Here is a 14,911-nt window from a genome sequence, read left to right on the forward strand (position 1 = left end):
GAACCTTGCCGCCCCCCGTTGGAATCCCCTAAGGTCTACCCGGAAGTGGTAGACGCTGGTCCGGCCGGGCTGTGACCGGCCTGCGGCGGAAAAGGCGGGACGGGGGGAACGTTGCTCGAATCAATCACCCGCAGCGAACGCGTCATCATCGTCGAGGATGACGGGATCAGGTCCGTTATCATCGGCCCGCGTCAGCGTCTGCGGCCTGCTTTCTTCGTGGCTCTGGCCTGCGTCGGAACGGCGCTGGCGCTGCTGGGCTGGGGCATGACGGCCGCCCGGCTGGCGGAGGCCCACCGTACCGCCGCCTTCCTGGAGCAGGGGGCGGAAAGCCTGGCGGCGCAGCTGGACGACAGCCGTCGCCAGATCTCGGCCCTGTCCGGCGTCCTGGATCAGGCCCGGGGATCGCTGGGACAGGCACTGGCTGACAGTGGCAGCATGACCGAGCGGCTGGCCGCCGCCGACCAGTCCCTGCGTGCGGTTGACAGCATGACCCGCGATGCCGCGGCCCGCCGGGCCCAGGCGGCCCTGGCCGCCATCGACCAGCTGGCCTCGCAGCCTTTGATCCCGTCCGACTCGGTGCCGGAGCGGACCAGCGGTCTGGCCCTGGCCCTGGCGGAAGCCCAGGCCGAATCGGCGCGTCTGCGCAGTGAAACCGGCTCGGCCCGGGACGAGCGTGACGGCATGGCGGCCAAGGTCGACGCGGTCGAGCGCCAGATGGAGGCCATGGCCGAGGGGCAGGTGGCCCTGCTGTCCCGCCTGTCGGAACATGCCGATCTGCGCATCGGCGCCATCGAAACCGCGCTGAAGGACACCGGCATCAATCTCGACCGGGTTCTGCGGGAACTGGAGCGGGGCCGCTTCGGCATGGGCGGGCCGCTGGTGCCGCTGCCGCAAGCCCTGCCGCCGCAGGCGGAGCAGGCCATGGCCCAGCTGGAAGCCAAGCTGGACCGGCAGGCCCGTCTCCGTGCTCTGCACGAATTGCTGCCGCTGTCGGCGCCGGTGGATGATTTCTACGTGTCCAGCGGCTTCGGCGGCCGGCGCGACCCCATGACCAATCAGTGGGCACGGCATGACGGGCTGGATCTGGTCGCCCGGCTGGGTACGCCGGTGATGGCGACGGCGCCGGGCAAGGTGGTCGAGGTGGGATGGGATGAGGGCTATGGCCGCTCGGTCATCGTCGACCACGGATTCGGCATCCGGACCCGCTATGCCCATCTGGAGAAAGCCACGGTGAAGGAGGGCGACGCCCTGGCCTATGGTCAGGTTCTGGGCGCCCTGGGCAACAGCGGCCGAAGCTCCGGCCCGCATGTCCATTACGAAGTTCTGATCGATGGCAAGCCCGTCGATCCTCTGCGTTTTATGGAGAAGGGCCGGCATGTTTGCGAAGGTTAAGGAACGCATCGACACCGGTGTGAAGGCGGCCGGGGCCGCGGTCGGCAGCGGCGCGACGGCGGCTGCGGATCGTCCGGTCCCGTCCATCATCGGTCCGGATATGAGCATCACCGGCAATCTGGACACGCCGGGCGAGGTGCATGTGGAAGGGCTGGTCGATGGGGATGTCACCTGTTCCCGGCTGATCATCGGCGCCAGCGGCCGCATCATCGGCCGGGTCAGCGCCGTTTCGGTGCGCGTGCATGGCAGCGTGCAGGGATCGGTCGATGCCGACGAGGTCTATCTGCTGAACGGCAGCAGCGTCGAAGGCGACGTCATCCAGGCCAGTTTGGAGATCGCCCCCGGTGCCCGCTTCGAAGGCGCCGTGCGCCGTCGCCGGCCGGGTGAACGGCAGCCCTTGCCGCCGCGCGTCGTGCCCGAACCGCCTGTGGTCGTTGCCGTGGAGCGGCTGGAGACGAAGGCGGAGGCGCCGGCCGTGACCGGCGTGCCCGATGCCGGGACGGCCGCGGACGACGACACAGCCGCCGACAGCTCCCCGGCGAGTGCAGCCCCGGCGGATGCCGCCGACGAGCCGGTGGAGACCGTGGAGGCCGAGGTGGTGGACCCGGCCGCCAAGTCGGCGCGCGAGAAGAAGCGGGCCGGCGGCTGACCCGGCTGCGGCTTGGTCCGCTCCTGCATCGGCGTGTGGCAATGGCGGGCGACGGGTTGGCGGCGGAACCGTTCGCCCGGTGACCTGTGCCTGATTTGGATCAATTCGCCAGATCGCCGCACCCGTGCCCCTCGTCCGCGGGCGCGGACGATGCTACATAACCGTCGCCATGCATCGATTCGCCAACCCCGCCCGCTTCCTCCGTCTGGCCGCCCTGATCCTGCCCTGGGCCGCCGGGCTCGCCGTGGTCTGCTTCGCCGCCGGGCTCTACATGGCCCTGCTGGACAGCCCGGCCGACTATCAGCAGGGCCAGACCGTCCGCATCATGTACATCCATGTGCCGGCGGCCTGGATGGCCATGTTCGTCTACACCAGCATGGCCGTGGCCGCGGCCACCGCGCTGGTGTGGAAGCATCCGCTGGCCGAGGTCTATGCCCGCGCCGCGGCGCCGCTGGGGGCTGGGTTCACCCTGCTCTGTCTGGTGACGGGATCGCTGTGGGGCGCCCCCATGTGGGGGACCTGGTGGGTGTGGGATGCCCGCCTGACCAGCATGCTGATCCTGTTCTTCCTCTATCTCGGCTTCATGGCCCTGGTGAACGCCTTCGACGATCCGGAGCGCGGCAACCGGGCCGGCTGCATCCTGCTGCTGGTGGGGGTGGTCAACATCCCCATCATCAAATTCTCGGTGGACTGGTGGAACACGCTGCACCAGCCGGCCAGCGTCTTCCGCATGGGCGGCCCCAGCATCCACCCGGACATGCTGTGGCCGCTGGCGGTCATGGCCATTGCCTTTAAGGCCTATTTCGTCGCCGTGGTGATTGTGCGAATCCGCTCTGAACTGGTGGCCCGCAAGATCCAGGCGCTGCGCCTGACCCAGGTCGCCTCGGCCGCGGAGTGAGCGGACCGGCGGGACGGCCCCTGCGACCGGCGGTCGCATCACTTTCGTTGGGACGCCCCCGGGATCATATGGTCCGGGGTCCCGGCGCCGGAGTTGGAGATGAGTGAGTTCTTCGCCATGGGCGGTCATGCCGCCTATATCTGGAGCAGCTACGGGCTGGCCGCCCTGGTTCTGCTGGCGCTGCTGCTGGTCAGCCTGCGCGGGCTGCGCCGGCAGCAGGCCCTCCTGGCGGCGCTGGAAACGGCGCATCCGTCGCGCCGCCGCCGCCGCCAGACGGCGGAGGAGGGGCTTGCCGCCCCCGGTGCTCCTGCCCGCTCCGGCGCCCATGCCCCGGCCGGTGAAGGGGGGCTGTCATGACGCGCAAGCGCCGCCGGCTCTATATGCTGCTGCTGGCCATGCTGGGGCTGGGCACGGCCACGGCCCTGACCCTGGCTGCCTTCAACGACACCGTGACCTATTTCTACAGCCCGTCCGATCTGACCACCAAGGCGCCGGGCGACCGCAACGTCCGCCTGGGCGGGCTGGTTGAGGTGGGCAGCATCGCCAGATCCGACGACGGGCTGACCATCCGCTTCACCGTCACCGACACCGCCAACAGCGTGCCGGTCAGCTATACCGGCATCGTGCCCGACCTGTTCCGCGAGGGGCAGGGCGTCGTCGCCCTGGGCCGGCTGCGGCCGGACGGAGTCTTCGCCGCGTCGGAGGTGCTGGCCAAGCATGACGAGAACTACATGCCGCCCGAGGTGAGCGACGCCTTGAAGCGGGCCGACCATTTCAAGGCCAATGCCCAGCCGCCCGCCTCCATCGGCGAGAAGGATGGACTGCACACCACCTCGACCCTGAAGGGCCAGTGACATGACGCGACGCGGGGAGCGCCGGCCATGATTCCGGAACTCGGCCATTACGCCCTGGTGCTGGCGCTGCTGCTGGCCCTGGTGCAGTCGACCCTGCCCTTCGTCGGTGCCGCCCGCGGCAACCTGGCCTGGATGGAGGTGGCCAAGCCCGCCGCCTATGGCCAGCTGCTGATGATCCTGGTGGCCTTCCTGGCCCTGACCTGGGCCCATGTGGTCTCGGACTTCAGCGTGCTGAACGTGGTCCAGAACAGCCATTCGGCCAAGCCCATGCTGTACAAGGTGGCCGGCGTCTGGGGCAACCATGAGGGCTCGCTGGTGCTCTGGGTGCTGATGCTGGCCCTGTTCGGCGCCGCGGTCGCCTATTACGGCCGCAACCTGCCCGACACGCTGAAGGCGCGGGTGCTGGGGGTGCAGGGGCTGATCGGTGTCGGCTTCCTGCTGTTCATGCTGGCCACCAGCAACCCTTTCGTCCGCGTCTCCCCGGTGCCGCTGGACGGCAACGACCTCAATCCGCTGCTGCAGGACCCCGGCCTCGCCTTCCATCCGCCCTTCCTCTATCTGGGCTATGTGGGCTTCTCGGTGGCCTTCGCCTTCGCCGCCGGCGCCCTGATCGAGGGGCGCGTCGATCCCGCCTGGGGCCGCTGGGTGCGGCCCTGGACCCTGGTGGCCTGGTCGTCGCTGACGCTGGGCATCGCCATGGGCAGCTGGTGGGCCTATTACGAGCTGGGCTGGGGCGGCTGGTGGTTCTGGGACCCGGTGGAGAACGCCTCGCTGATGCCCTGGCTGGCCGGCACGGCCCTGGCCCATTCCGCCATCGTCGTGGAAAAGCGCGATGCGCTGAAGACCTGGACCATCCTGCTGGCCATCCTGACCTTCACCCTGTCGCTGATGGGCACGTTCCTGGTACGGTCCGGGGTGCTGACCAGCGTCCACGCCTTCGCCGTCGATCCGGCCCGCGGCACCGCCATCCTGGTCCTGCTGGGGCTGGCGACGGGCGGCAGCCTGCTGCTCTACGCCCTGCGTGCGGGATCGCTGCGGGTGGGCGGCGTCTTCGCCCCGGTCAGCCGCGAGGGCGCGCTGGTGCTGAACAACCTGCTGCTGTCCACGGCCTGCGCCGTGGTGCTGCTGGGCACCCTCTATCCCCTGTTCCTCGATGTGGTCGGCGGCGCCAAGATCAGCGTCGGCGCCCCCTTCTTCAACGCCACCTTCCTGCCGCTGGCCGTGCCGCTGGTGGCGGTCATGGGCGTCGGTCCGTTCCTGGCCTGGAAACGGGCCGATCTGGGCGGTGTGCTGGGCCGGCTGTGGCTGGCGGCGCTGCTGACGGCGGCCTCTGTGCTGTGGGCGCTCTATGCGCATGGGACCCGGCCGGTCATGGCCCTGGTCGGCATCGGCATGGGGGCCTGGGCCGCCTTCGCCGCCCTGTTCGAGGTGGCGGAGCGCATCAAGCTGTTCCGCGGCCCCCTGGCCGACAGCTGGGCCCGGGCCAAGGGTCTGCCGCGCGGTGCCTGGGGCACGGCCCTGGCCCATGCCGGGCTGGGCATCGCCATCATCGGCATGGTCGGCACCAGCGTCTGGCGCGCCGAGGATATCCGCGTGATGCGGCTGGGCGACACGGCCGCGCTGGCCGGCTACAGCTTCAGCCTGGACAAGGTGGAGGAGCTGCGGGTCGCCAACTATGTGACCGAGATGGGCACCTTCACCCTGCGCCGGGACGGCCGCGTCATCGCCACGCTGCATCCGGAACAGCGCTGGTACCCGGTGGCGAAGATGCAGACCACCGAGGCCGCCATCCACACCACCTTCGTCTCGGACCTCTATGCCGTGCTGGGCGACCGCACCGAGGATGGCAGCGGCTGGGTCGTGCGTCTCTACCACCATCCGCTGGTGCCCTGGATCTGGTTCGGCTCCGTGATCATGGTCGCCGGCGGGCTGGTCAGCCTGTCCGACCGCCGCCTGCGGGTGGGGGTGCCGGCCCGCCGTGTCCTCCCGGCCGCCGGTCCGGCCGCGCAACCCGCCGAATGATGGCTGATCCGCGATGAAGCGTCTGCTGCTGCTGCTGCCGCTGGTCCTGTTCCTGGGACTGGTGGGCTATTTCGCCGTCGGGCTGCGCCACGATCCCTCGGTGCTGCCCAGCGCCATGATCGACAAGCCGGCTCCGGACTTCGCGCTCGGGCCGGTGCTGGACGGCGTGCCGGGTCTGTCGTCGCAGGATCTCAAGGGACAGGTGTCGCTGGTCAATGTCTTCGCCAGCTGGTGCGCGCCCTGCCGGGTGGAGCATCCGCTGCTGACGCGGCTGGCGCGGGAGCAGGGCATTGCCATCAATGCCATCGCCTACAAGGACAAGCCCGAGGCGACCCGCACCTTCCTGGCGCAGATGGGCAATCCCTTCAGCCGCATCGGCATGGACCAGGACGGCCGCGTCGCCATCGACTGGGGCGTCTATGGCGTGCCGGAAACCTATGTCATCGATCGTCAGGGCCGCATCCGCTACCGCCATGTGGGGCCGCTGATGCCCCGCGACGTGGAGGAGAAGATCCTGCCCATGATCCGGGAGCTGTCGAAGTGATGCGCCTGCCGGCCCGTATCCTGGCCGCCGCCGGCCTCGCCACCCTGCTGGCGGGGCCGGCCTTCGCCGTGCTGCCCGACGAGAAGCTGGCCGACCCGGCGCTGGAAGCGCGGGCGCGGGAGATCAGTCAGGAGCTGCGCTGCCTCGTCTGCCAGAACCAGTCCATCGACGACAGCAATGCGCCCCTGGCGCGCGACCTGCGGGTGCTGGTGCGCGAGCGGCTGGCCGCCGGCGACAGCAACGGCCAGGTGCTGCAGTACCTGACCGACCGCTATGGCGATTTTGTGCTGCTGAAGCCGCCGGTGCGGCCCTACACCTGGGTCCTGTGGTTCGGCCCCTTCGCCCTGCTGCTGGTGGCGGGGGCGGGCACGGCCTTCTATCTGCGCAACCGGCGCAGCGAGGCGGTCCAGGCCGCCGCCGGGCTGACGGCGGAGGAGGAGGCGCGGCTGCAGGCCCTGCTGGCCACAGACGCCGGTGACGGGGCCGGAGACGAGACCGACGGGGAGCGGCGGCGATGATCGGATTCTGGCTTGCGGCCGCCGCCCTGACGGCGGTGGCGGTGCTGCTGCTGTTGCGGCCGCTGCTGCGCCCGGCGGCGGAGATGCTGCCCACGGCCGCTTTCTCCCGCGGCATCTACACGGACCAGCTGGCCGAGATCGAGCGTGACCTGGGGCGCGGGCTGCTGACGCCGGAGCAGGCCCGCGCCGCCCGGGCCGAGGTGGGGCGCCGCCTTCTGGCCGCGGCGGCGGAAGCGGACAAGGCCGACAAGGGCCGCCATGTCACCGCCGGTCCCAGCCGCAAACTGGCCATGGTGCTGACCGTGCTGCTGCCGCTGGCTGCCCTGGGCCTCTATCTGCCGCTGGGCCGGCCCGACCTGCCGGCCGTGCCCTTCGCCAGCCGCACCACCGGACCCCAGGTGCCGCCGCAGGTGCTTCAGGCCATGGAGCGGCTGGAGCGCTCGCTGAAGGACAATCCCGACAATCTTGAAGGCTGGACCCTGCTGGGCGGCACCTATGCCGCGCTAGGCCGTCATGCCGATGCCGCCGAGGCCTACCGAAAGGCCGTGGGGCTGAGCCAGGGCAATGCCGAGCTGATGAGCGCCTTCGCCGAGTCGCTGACCAATGCCGCCGACGGCATCGTCGGGCCGGAGGCGCAGTCCTCCTTCGAGGCGGTGCTGGCCGCCGATCCCGGGGATGCCCGTGCCCGCTACTATCTCGGCATCGCCCGGCAGCAGGCCGGCGACCTGCAGGGGGCCATCGAGCGCTGGGCCGCCCTGCTGAAGGACAGCCCTGCCGACGCCCCCTGGGTGGAGCCGCTGCGCCAGCGCATCCGCGCCGCGGCGGAGCAGATCGGTGTCGATCCGGCCACGGTGACGCCGTCCCCGCAGCCGCCGTCGCCGCCGCCGGCCATGGCCGAGGGCGGTCCGACGGCGGAGCAGATGCAGTCCATGGCCGCCATGAGCCCGGAGCAGCGCCAGGGCGCCATCCGCGGCATGGTCGACGGGCTGGAGGCGCGGCTGAAGGACAATCCCGCCGATGTGGAGGGCTGGCTGCGTCTGGCCCGCGCCCGCAGCGTGCTGGGCGAGCCGCAGGCGGCCCTCGATGCCCTGCGCCAGGCCACCAGGGCCGCGCCGGAGCGGGTCGATGTCTGGCTGGCTTTGGCCCAGTCCCTGGCCCCGGCTGAGGACCAGCCCTCCTCGCCGGAGTTCCTGGAGACCATGCGCACGGTGCTGCGTCTGGACGCCGACAATCCCCAGGCGCTCTATTACCTGGGCGAGCAGGCGGCGGCCGAGGGCCGGACGGAGGCCGCGCGCGACCTGTTCACCCGCCTGCTGGCCCAGCTGCCGCCCGACGCGCCCATCCGCGCCGACCTGCAGAAGCGGCTGGAGGCGCTGCGCTGATCCCGTGACGCCGCCCCCGCCGCCCCTCCCGCAGTGGCGGGCCGGTACGGCCGGGGCCGGCGCGTCCCGGCGCGGCTCAACCCATGCGGGTCAGCCCATGATGTTGTAGCCGCCGTCCACATAGGTGGTGGCGCCGGTCAGCAGCCGGCCGGCATCGGTGGCCAGCAGGGCCGTGGTCATGCCGACATCGTCGATCTCCACCAGCCGGTGGGCCGGCGCGCGCGAGGCCACGCGCTGCATCAGCTCGTCGAACTGGCTGAGGCCGGAGGCGGCCCGGGTCTTGATCGGACCAGGGGAGATGGCATGGACGCGGATGCCCTTCGGGCTCAGCTCCGCCGCCAGATAGCGCACGGCGGCTTCCAGCGCCGCCTTGACCGGACCCATGACATCGTAATTCTCGATGACCTTCTGGGCGCCGTGATAGCTCATGGTGAACAAGGTGCCGCCCTGGTTCATCAGCGGCTCGGCCAGCCGGGCCATGCGGATGAAGGAATGGCAGGAAATGTCCATGGCGGTCAGGAACCCCTCGCGGGAGCAGTCGACCAGCCGCCCATGCAGATCCTCGCGCGGGGCGAAGGCGATGGAATGCAGCAGGAAGTCCAGCCGGCCCCAGCGGGCCGAGACGGCCTCGAACACCGCCTCCAGCGACCCCGGCTGCGACACGTCGCAGGGCAGGAACAGCGTGGCATCCAGCGCCGCGGCCAGCGGTTCCACATGCGGCTTGGCCTTGTCGTTCAGATAGGTGACGGCCAGCTCCGCCCCCAGGCTGTGGAAGGCGCGGGCGCAGCCATAGGCGATGGACTGGTCGTTGGCGATGCCGACGACAAGGCCCTTCTTGCCCTCCAGGCTGATGGATAGGTTGGACATGGCGGTCTCCGGGCGCGATGGCTATGTTGCGGTGCAACAATAGCAGGCCCGTGTCCGTTTGTGCTCCTGTTCAAAGGGCGCGACACACAAGCTTCACAGCGGGGTCTTTCCGCCCGGCCCCGTCAGCCCGGCCCCGTCAGCCCGGCCCTGTCAGCCCAGCCCTGTCAGCCCGTCCCCCGTCAGCCCGGCCCCGTCAGCGCGGTGCGGCGCGGCTGGCCAGCTTCCACTGGTTGGCCTGGGAGAATTTGCGGGCCAGGAAGGCATAGGTCTGCTTCAGCAGCGCGTCCAGCGGCGGCCCCTTCTCCACCGGGGTCGTCTCCCACCCCTCCAGCACCTCGTCCCACAGCATCAGGCACTGGTGCAGGTCGTCCCGCATCTCGCGGATATAGGCGACGTTCTTATCGAAGGCCCGCAGCATCGACAGGACCTCGCCGGTCTGGGCGTCCAGCTGGGCGAAGCGCTGTTCCAGGTCGGCGATGGGCGGCATGGACAGGGTCTGCATGCGCACGATCTCCTCGCGCACCGTGCGTTCGATCTTGTACAGCCGGTGGGCCGTCTCCAGCCCCTGGCGGATCAGGGCCAGCTTGGCCGCCCGGTCGCGCAGCGCCTCCACATAGGACAGCTCGCCTGCCAGCGCGTCGATGCGCTTGCCCAGCTCCTCCTCAGGATTGTCGGTCAGGGCCAGCCGGTCGGCGATGACGCGGAAGGCCTCGGCCACGCGGGCCTTGGTCTTGGGGTCCTCGGCCACCTGCTCCAGTTCCGTGGGATTGGAGATCACGGTCTCGCCGCCGGTCAGCCAGGTCACCAGCTGCACCGTCAGCCGGGCCTTGGCCCGGATGAAGTGGGCCTCGTCCACCCGCCAGCTGGCGGTGCCGTCGATCAGCTCGTTGGGGATGCTGTCACCGGGGCGGATCTGGCGCACATAGTTCAGCCCCTTCTCCACCATGGCCAGCAATTGCCCGTCGAAGCCCTTGGGGTCGATCTTGAATTCGTTGCACAGCTTGTCGATGGGCACTTCGGCGTCGTTCTTGCCCAGCTTGAAGCGCATCACCGGCTCCTCGGTGGAGCGCGACAGCAGGAAACGGCAGTCCTCCAGGGTGAAGACCTTGTGCTCGAACAGGAAATGGGTGCTGCGGTTCATCGGGGTCCGAGGGGGCTGCGCCGCGCCGGCCGGCCCGGACGAAGGCGAAGAATTGACAGGATAGCATGGGGGGTGACCGGGGGCATGCACAAGCATCCCCCCTTTGTACAAGGCACGGTCCAGGTTGCTGCACGGCTGCCGGGTTGCGGCAGGCGTGCGGCGGGGGTGCGAAAGGCTCTTCCAGGCCGGGCCGGTGCGCGCTAGCCTCGGCCCGCCCATCCCCCGGAGTCGCCCGTGCCCATGTCCGCCCCTGTCACGCCCGCAGCCCAGCCCGCCATCGTGGTGGAGGATCTGCACAAGCGGTTCGGTGACCTGGAGGTGCTGAAGGGCGTGTCGCTGACGGCGCGCGAGCGGGAGGTGGTGGCCCTGATCGGCTCCTCCGGTTCGGGCAAGAGCACGCTCCTGCGCTGCATCAACCTGCTGGAGGTGCCGGATTCCGGCCGCGTCTGGATCGAGGGGGAGGAGCTGCGCCTGACCACGGACCGGTCGGGCCGGGCCAGGCCTGCCGACCGCCGGCAGGTGGACCGCATCCGCCGCCGGTGCGGCATGGTGTTTCAGAGCTTCAACCTGTGGACCCACCGCAGCGTGCTGGAGAATGTCATCGAGGCGCCGGTGCATGTGCTGGGCCAGCCCCGGGACGAGGCGGTGGCGCGGGCCGAGCGCCTGCTGGCCAAGGTCGGACTCGACCAGAAGAAGGACGCCTATCCGGCGCAGCTGTCCGGCGGGCAGCAGCAGCGGGCCGCCATCGCCCGCATGCTGGCCATGGAACCGCAGGTCATGCTGTTCGACGAACCGACCAGCGCGCTGGACCCCGAACTGGTCGGCGAGGTGCTGCGGGTTATGCGCGATCTGGCCGACGAGGGGGCGACCATGCTGATCGTCACCCATGAGATGGCCTTCGCCCGCGAGGTGTCGGACAAGGTCGTCTTCCTGCACCAGGGCCGCATCGAGGAGGAGGGGCCGCCGGAGCAGGTGTTCGGCAATCCCAGCAGCGAACGCTGCCGCCAGTTCCTGGCGCGCGAGGGACGTCTTTAAGTGGTGGCGCTTGACGCCGGCCGGGTTTCGTCTTGAAAGTGCAACATCTTAGGTTCCGTGACGCACTCTGGTGGTGCGGGGCGTCGGGCGCGAAGGGGACGATGGCATGAAGAGGGTGTTCGCCGCGGTTGCGGCGTTGGCGGTGACGCTGGTGCTGGCCGGGTGCGGCCAGGAGGAGAACAAGCAGCAGGCGGCCGACAAGCCCCTTCCCGATCCCATCCGCTTCGCCACCGAGGGCGCCTATCCGCCCTACAACATGGTCGACAGCAGCGGCAAGCTGACCGGCTTCGAGATCGACATGGTCAACGAGATGTGCAGCCGCATGAAGGTGCGCTGCGAATGGGTGGTGCAGGCCTGGGACGGCACCATCCCCGGCCTCCAGGCCGGCCGCTTCGATGCCGCCATCTCCGGCATGTCCATCACGCCGGAACGCCGGCAGGTGGTGGACTTCACCGTCGGGTACGCCTCCACCCCGGCCTATCTGGTCACGGCCAAGGACAATCCGCTGCAGGCCGTGACCTATGGCATGGAGCGCGTCAATCTGGACGAGATCGACCCGGCGGAGCAGCAGGCCATCGATCTGGTCCGCGCCCAGCTGAAGGGCAAGACGGTGGGGGTGCAGACCGCCACCATCCATGCCGACTTCGCCGACAAATATCTGGCCGACGTGGTCGATCTGCGCCGCTACGACACGCAGGAGAACATGGCGCTGGACCTGCAGTCTGGCCGCATCGAGGTCGGGCTGGCCGATGCCGTGGCCTGGGAACCCTTCCTGGACCGTCCGGAGGGGCAGGCCTACAGCTTCTTCGGTCCGGGCTTCGATGGCGGTCTGTTCGGGGCCGGCATGGGCATCGCCCTGCGCAAGGGCGACGACAAGCTGCTGGATGCGCTGAACGGTGCCATCCGCTCCCTGAAGGAGGATGGCAGCCTGCGCAAGATGGCCGAGCAGTGGTTCGGCTTCGACAGTTCCATGCCCTGAGGCACCATCCGGTGCCCCGCTCTCGCTGATGGTTCCCCATGCTGGACCTCTTGCAATTCGGTGACTCCGGTTGGGGGGACGAGATCCTGCGCGGCGCCGGGATGACGCTGGTGGTGGCCGTGCTCGCCTATGGCATCGGTCTGGTGCTGGGATCGCTGTCGGCCGCCGCCACCCTGGCCGGCGGCCTGCTGCTGCGCGGTGCCGCCGCCGTCTACACCACGGTGGTGCGCGGGGTGCCGGCCCTGCTGGTGATCTGGCTGCTGTTCTTCGGCGGCGGCAGCGCCGCCACCTGGGCCGCCGGCCTGTTCGGCTTCAGCGGCCGGGTCGACCTGTCGCCCTTCGTCATCGGCGTGCTGGCGGTGGGGTTGGTCTCCGGCGCCTATGCGGCGGAGGTGATCCGCGGCGCCGTCCAGGCGGTGCCGGCCGGCCAGCTGGAGGCGGCGCGGGCGCTGGGGATGCAGCGGGGGCTGATCCTGCGCCGCATCCTGGTGCCGCTGGCCCTGCGCTATGCCCTGCCGGGCCTGTCGAATGTCTGGCAGATGACGCTGAAGGACACTTCCCTGATCATGGTCACCGGCCTGGCCGAACTGATGCGCGTCTCCTTCGTCGCCAGCGGCTCCACCCGCCAGCCCTTCCTGTTCTACATCGCCGCGGCGGTGATCTTCATGCTGCTGACCACGGGGTCGGAGCTGCTGTTCCACCGGGCCGAGCGCCGCGCCGCGCGCGGCGTGCGCCGGGCCGGGGCCTGAGGGGGGCGGCCATGGATTTGACCCTGATCCAGACCTCGCTGCCGCAACTGGCCGCCGGTGCCGTGCTGACGCTGGAACTGGTGCTGCTGTCGCTGGCCGCCGGCATCGTCCTGGCCGTGGCCACGGCCTTCGGCCGGCTGTCCCGGCTGCGGCCGCTGTCGCTGCTGGTGGGGGCCTATGTCTTCGTCTTCCGCTCCACGCCGCTGCTGGTGCAGATCTTCCTGATCTATTACGGGCTGGGGCAGTTCGAGGCGGTGCGCGCAAGCCTGGTTTGGCCGCTGCTGCGCGAGCCCTACTGGTGCGCCATCCTGGCCCTGACGCTGAACACCGGGGCCTATGGCGGCGAGATCATCCGCGGCGGCATCCTGTCCGTTCCCTTCGGCCAGATCGAGGCGGCACGGGCGCTGGGCATGGCGCCGGGCCTGATGTACCGCCGCATCATCCTGCCTCAGGCCTTCCGCCAGGTGCTGCCGGCCTACGGCAACGAGATGATCCAGGTGGTGCAGGCCAGTTCGCTGGCCAGCACCATCACGCTGATGGAACTGACCGGCGTGGCCCGCGCCATCGCCGCCCGCACCTACCAGCCGCTGGAGGTGTTCCTGGTGGCCGGGGCCTTCTATCTGCTGCTCAATCTCGTCATCGCCCAGGGTGTGCGCCTGGCCGAACGCCGCCTGGCCCGGGAGACGCGGCGCTAGGCCGGGACAGGCGGACGCGCATCCCGGCGGGCCGGCACTGTTCGCCGGCGGCGTGCGCGTTTGCCCCGCGATGGCGCCATCCCGCCGCGCGGATGGCCCGGCCGCCATTGCGGCAGGCTGGATTGTCGGAGAGAGTCTGTCGGAAAGGGAAGGAGGGAAATGGTGGAGCCGAGGAGGATCGAACTCCTGACCTCCGCATTGCGAACGCGGCGCTCTCCCAGCTGAGCTACGACCCCACATTTCCGTCGGCCACCCCTGGGTATCGCGGGCGGCTCGAAGTGGGCGGGATAATGGTCAGGCGGGGGCGGCCTGTCAAGGGCTTTGCGCGGGCCTCATCGGGCAAATCGGCGGGCAAATCGGCGGGCAAGGGGCGGAGACGCGGGGGCTCCCGCATCCGTCCGCTGTATCCCGGACCCGCTCTCCGCTCTGCGGTCGTGCATCCCTGGACAGGGCGGGGCACCGACATTACGTTCATGCCCGGGGAAGAAGCGGTCCGTTCCGGTGGCGCTCCCCCGTATGGCAAACCGAACCAGGCAGGACCAATGGCACCGCTGATCATCGCTCTGTTGCAGCTCATCGATACGGTCCTGGCCCTGTATGTCTGGGTTCTCATCATCTCCGCGGTGTTGAGCTGGCTGATCGCCTTCGACGTCATCAACACCCGCAACCGCTTCGTCTACACGGTCAGCGACATGCTGTACCGGCTGACCGAGCCGGTGCTGGGCCGCGTCCGCGCCGTCCTGCCCAATCTCGGCGGGCTGGACCTGTCGCCGGTGGTGGTGATCCTGGCCATCATGTTCATCCGCTCGCTGCTGGCCGGCTATGCCGGATCGATCGTCGGCACTTTCGGCTGAGCGCCGCGATGAAGCCGCCGGTCGAGCCCGTGGCGGGTGGGGTCAAGGTCTATCTCCGCGTCACGCCCAAGGCGTCGCGCACCGCGGTGCAGGGGCTGGCCGACGGGGCTGACGGGCGCCGGGTGGTCAAGGTCGCCGTCACCGCCGTGCCCGAGGACGGCAAGGCCAACGCCGCCGTCATCGGGCTGCTGGCCAAGCAGTGGCGGGTGGCGAAATCCAGCATCGACGTGGCCGCGGGTGGCGCCGACCGGTCCAAAGTATTATTCGTAGGCGGCGAACCGCAGGATCTGGCCGCCCGTCTGTTGGCGTGGGCCGAAGCCCTGCCAGGATAG

17 protein-coding genes and 1 tRNA gene are annotated in these 14,911 nt (G+C 69.9%); 15 read left to right on the plus strand and 3 right to left on the minus strand.

Annotation, left to right across the window (positions count from 1 at the left end):
* Positions 1-111 precede the first annotated feature (111 nt).
* From DK368_RS21910 to ccmI, 9 genes are all read left to right on the plus strand, one after another.
* Positions 112-1,392, plus strand: coding sequence for a M23 family metallopeptidase (locus tag DK368_RS21910; RefSeq protein ID WP_114392220.1), 1,281 nt, complete (start codon positions 112-114; stop codon positions 1,390-1,392).
* Positions 1,376-2,041 (plus strand): bactofilin family protein, encoded by a 666-nt coding sequence (locus DK368_RS03715; RefSeq protein ID WP_162305851.1) that lies wholly within the window; start codon positions 1,376-1,378, stop codon positions 2,039-2,041. Before DK368_RS21910 ends, DK368_RS03715 begins: the two co-directional genes overlap by 17 nt.
* A 169-nt stretch (positions 2,042-2,210) precedes the next feature.
* The gene (locus tag DK368_RS03720; RefSeq protein ID WP_114392222.1) at positions 2,211-2,939 is read left to right on the plus strand and encodes a heme ABC transporter permease; all 729 of its coding nucleotides are present in this window, start codon (positions 2,211-2,213) and stop codon (positions 2,937-2,939) included.
* Between the two features lie 99 nt (positions 2,940-3,038).
* Positions 3,039-3,296 (plus strand): heme exporter protein CcmD, encoded by a 258-nt coding sequence (gene ccmD, locus DK368_RS03725; protein ID WP_114392223.1) that lies wholly within the window; start codon positions 3,039-3,041, stop codon positions 3,294-3,296.
* Positions 3,293-3,793: a cytochrome c maturation protein CcmE gene (ccmE, locus tag DK368_RS03730; RefSeq protein ID WP_114392224.1), complete on the plus strand. Its 501-nt coding sequence runs from the start codon at positions 3,293-3,295 to the stop codon at positions 3,791-3,793. Before ccmD ends, ccmE begins: the two co-directional genes overlap by 4 nt.
* A 27-nt stretch (positions 3,794-3,820) precedes the next feature.
* Positions 3,821-5,815: a heme lyase CcmF/NrfE family subunit gene (locus DK368_RS03735; protein WP_114392225.1), complete on the plus strand. Its 1,995-nt coding sequence runs from the start codon at positions 3,821-3,823 to the stop codon at positions 5,813-5,815.
* A 13-nt stretch (positions 5,816-5,828) separates the two neighbouring features.
* Positions 5,829-6,359, plus strand: a complete 531-nt coding sequence (locus DK368_RS03740; RefSeq protein ID WP_114392226.1) for a DsbE family thiol:disulfide interchange protein — start codon at positions 5,829-5,831, stop codon at positions 6,357-6,359.
* Positions 6,359-6,877 carry a cytochrome c-type biogenesis protein gene (locus DK368_RS03745; RefSeq protein ID WP_114392227.1) on the plus strand — a complete coding sequence of 173 codons (519 nt, stop codon included), beginning with the start codon at positions 6,359-6,361 and terminating at the stop codon, positions 6,875-6,877. Before DK368_RS03740 ends, DK368_RS03745 begins: the two co-directional genes overlap by 1 nt.
* Positions 6,874-8,259 (plus strand): c-type cytochrome biogenesis protein CcmI, encoded by a 1,386-nt coding sequence (gene ccmI / locus DK368_RS03750; RefSeq protein WP_114392228.1) that lies wholly within the window; start codon positions 6,874-6,876, stop codon positions 8,257-8,259. The genes DK368_RS03745 and ccmI overlap by 4 nt, the downstream gene beginning before the upstream one ends.
* Positions 8,260-8,349: 90 nt before the next feature.
* Here the strand turns inward: ccmI and fabI are convergent, their stop codons facing one another.
* Both fabI and DK368_RS03760 read right to left on the minus strand, forming a co-directional pair.
* Positions 8,350-9,126, minus strand: coding sequence for an enoyl-ACP reductase FabI (gene fabI, locus DK368_RS03755; RefSeq protein WP_114392229.1), 777 nt, complete (start codon positions 9,124-9,126; stop codon positions 8,350-8,352).
* Between the two features lie 193 nt (positions 9,127-9,319).
* Positions 9,320-10,267 (minus strand): hypothetical protein, encoded by a 948-nt coding sequence (locus DK368_RS03760; RefSeq protein WP_114392230.1) that lies wholly within the window; start codon positions 10,265-10,267, stop codon positions 9,320-9,322.
* 240 nt (positions 10,268-10,507) lie between these two features.
* Here DK368_RS03760 and DK368_RS03765 point away from each other — a divergent pair, with 240 nt between their 5' ends.
* The 4 genes from DK368_RS03765 to DK368_RS03780 all read left to right on the plus strand — a co-directional run bounded on the left by DK368_RS03765 (position 10,508) and on the right by DK368_RS03780 (position 13,725).
* Positions 10,508-11,302 (plus strand): ABC transporter ATP-binding protein, encoded by a 795-nt coding sequence (locus DK368_RS03765; protein ID WP_114392231.1) that lies wholly within the window; start codon positions 10,508-10,510, stop codon positions 11,300-11,302.
* Positions 11,303-11,408: 106 nt separating this feature from the next.
* Positions 11,409-12,281 carry a transporter substrate-binding domain-containing protein gene (locus tag DK368_RS03770; RefSeq protein WP_114392232.1) on the plus strand — a complete coding sequence of 291 codons (873 nt, stop codon included), beginning with the start codon at positions 11,409-11,411 and terminating at the stop codon, positions 12,279-12,281.
* Positions 12,282-12,319: 38 nt separating this feature from the next.
* The gene (locus DK368_RS03775; protein ID WP_114392233.1) at positions 12,320-13,030 is read left to right on the plus strand and encodes an ABC transporter permease; all 711 of its coding nucleotides are present in this window, start codon (positions 12,320-12,322) and stop codon (positions 13,028-13,030) included.
* An 11-nt stretch (positions 13,031-13,041) separates the two neighbouring features.
* Positions 13,042-13,725 carry an ABC transporter permease gene (locus DK368_RS03780; RefSeq protein ID WP_114392234.1) on the plus strand — a complete coding sequence of 228 codons (684 nt, stop codon included), beginning with the start codon at positions 13,042-13,044 and terminating at the stop codon, positions 13,723-13,725.
* Positions 13,726-13,885: 160 nt separating this feature from the next.
* On the opposite strand, the gene DK368_RS03785 is transcribed toward DK368_RS03780, so the two are convergent.
* A tRNA-Ala gene (locus DK368_RS03785) sits at positions 13,886-13,961 on the minus strand.
* A 306-nt stretch (positions 13,962-14,267) separates the two neighbouring features.
* On the opposite strand from DK368_RS03785, the gene DK368_RS21595 reads away from it, so the two are divergent.
* Both DK368_RS21595 and DK368_RS03795 read left to right on the plus strand, forming a co-directional pair.
* Positions 14,268-14,579 (plus strand): YggT family protein, encoded by a 312-nt coding sequence (locus tag DK368_RS21595; protein WP_162305852.1) that lies wholly within the window; start codon positions 14,268-14,270, stop codon positions 14,577-14,579.
* 8 nt (positions 14,580-14,587) lie between these two features.
* Complete coding sequence (locus DK368_RS03795; protein WP_114392236.1) at positions 14,588-14,911, plus strand: DUF167 family protein; 324 nt, start codon at positions 14,588-14,590, stop codon at positions 14,909-14,911.

This window comes from Oleisolibacter albus, assembly GCF_003336875.1.
Taxonomy (GTDB): domain Bacteria; phylum Pseudomonadota; class Alphaproteobacteria; order Azospirillales; family Azospirillaceae; genus Niveispirillum; species Niveispirillum album.

Coding starts and splice junctions, on each gene's coding strand:
- DK368_RS03715 (WP_162305851.1), top strand. CDS start 1,376: ATGTTTGCGAAGGTTAAGGAACGCATCGACACCGGTGTGAAGGCGGCC.
- DK368_RS03720 (WP_114392222.1), top strand. CDS start 2,211: ATGCATCGATTCGCCAACCCCGCCCGCTTCCTCCGTCTGGCCGCCCTG.
- ccmD (WP_114392223.1), top strand. CDS start 3,039: ATGAGTGAGTTCTTCGCCATGGGCGGTCATGCCGCCTATATCTGGAGC.
- ccmE (WP_114392224.1), top strand. CDS start 3,293: ATGACGCGCAAGCGCCGCCGGCTCTATATGCTGCTGCTGGCCATGCTG.
- DK368_RS03735 (WP_114392225.1), top strand. CDS start 3,821: ATGATTCCGGAACTCGGCCATTACGCCCTGGTGCTGGCGCTGCTGCTG.
- DK368_RS03740 (WP_114392226.1), top strand. CDS start 5,829: ATGAAGCGTCTGCTGCTGCTGCTGCCGCTGGTCCTGTTCCTGGGACTG.
- DK368_RS03745 (WP_114392227.1), top strand. CDS start 6,359: ATGCGCCTGCCGGCCCGTATCCTGGCCGCCGCCGGCCTCGCCACCCTG.
- ccmI (WP_114392228.1), top strand. CDS start 6,874: ATGATCGGATTCTGGCTTGCGGCCGCCGCCCTGACGGCGGTGGCGGTG.
- fabI (WP_114392229.1), bottom strand. CDS start 9,126: ATGTCCAACCTATCCATCAGCCTGGAGGGCAAGAAGGGCCTTGTCGTC.
- DK368_RS03760 (WP_114392230.1), bottom strand. CDS start 10,267: ATGAACCGCAGCACCCATTTCCTGTTCGAGCACAAGGTCTTCACCCTG.
- DK368_RS03765 (WP_114392231.1), top strand. CDS start 10,508: ATGTCCGCCCCTGTCACGCCCGCAGCCCAGCCCGCCATCGTGGTGGAG.
- DK368_RS03770 (WP_114392232.1), top strand. CDS start 11,409: ATGAAGAGGGTGTTCGCCGCGGTTGCGGCGTTGGCGGTGACGCTGGTG.
- DK368_RS03775 (WP_114392233.1), top strand. CDS start 12,320: ATGCTGGACCTCTTGCAATTCGGTGACTCCGGTTGGGGGGACGAGATC.
- DK368_RS03780 (WP_114392234.1), top strand. CDS start 13,042: ATGGATTTGACCCTGATCCAGACCTCGCTGCCGCAACTGGCCGCCGGT.
- DK368_RS21595 (WP_162305852.1), top strand. CDS start 14,268: ATGGCACCGCTGATCATCGCTCTGTTGCAGCTCATCGATACGGTCCTG.
- DK368_RS03795 (WP_114392236.1), top strand. CDS start 14,588: ATGAAGCCGCCGGTCGAGCCCGTGGCGGGTGGGGTCAAGGTCTATCTC.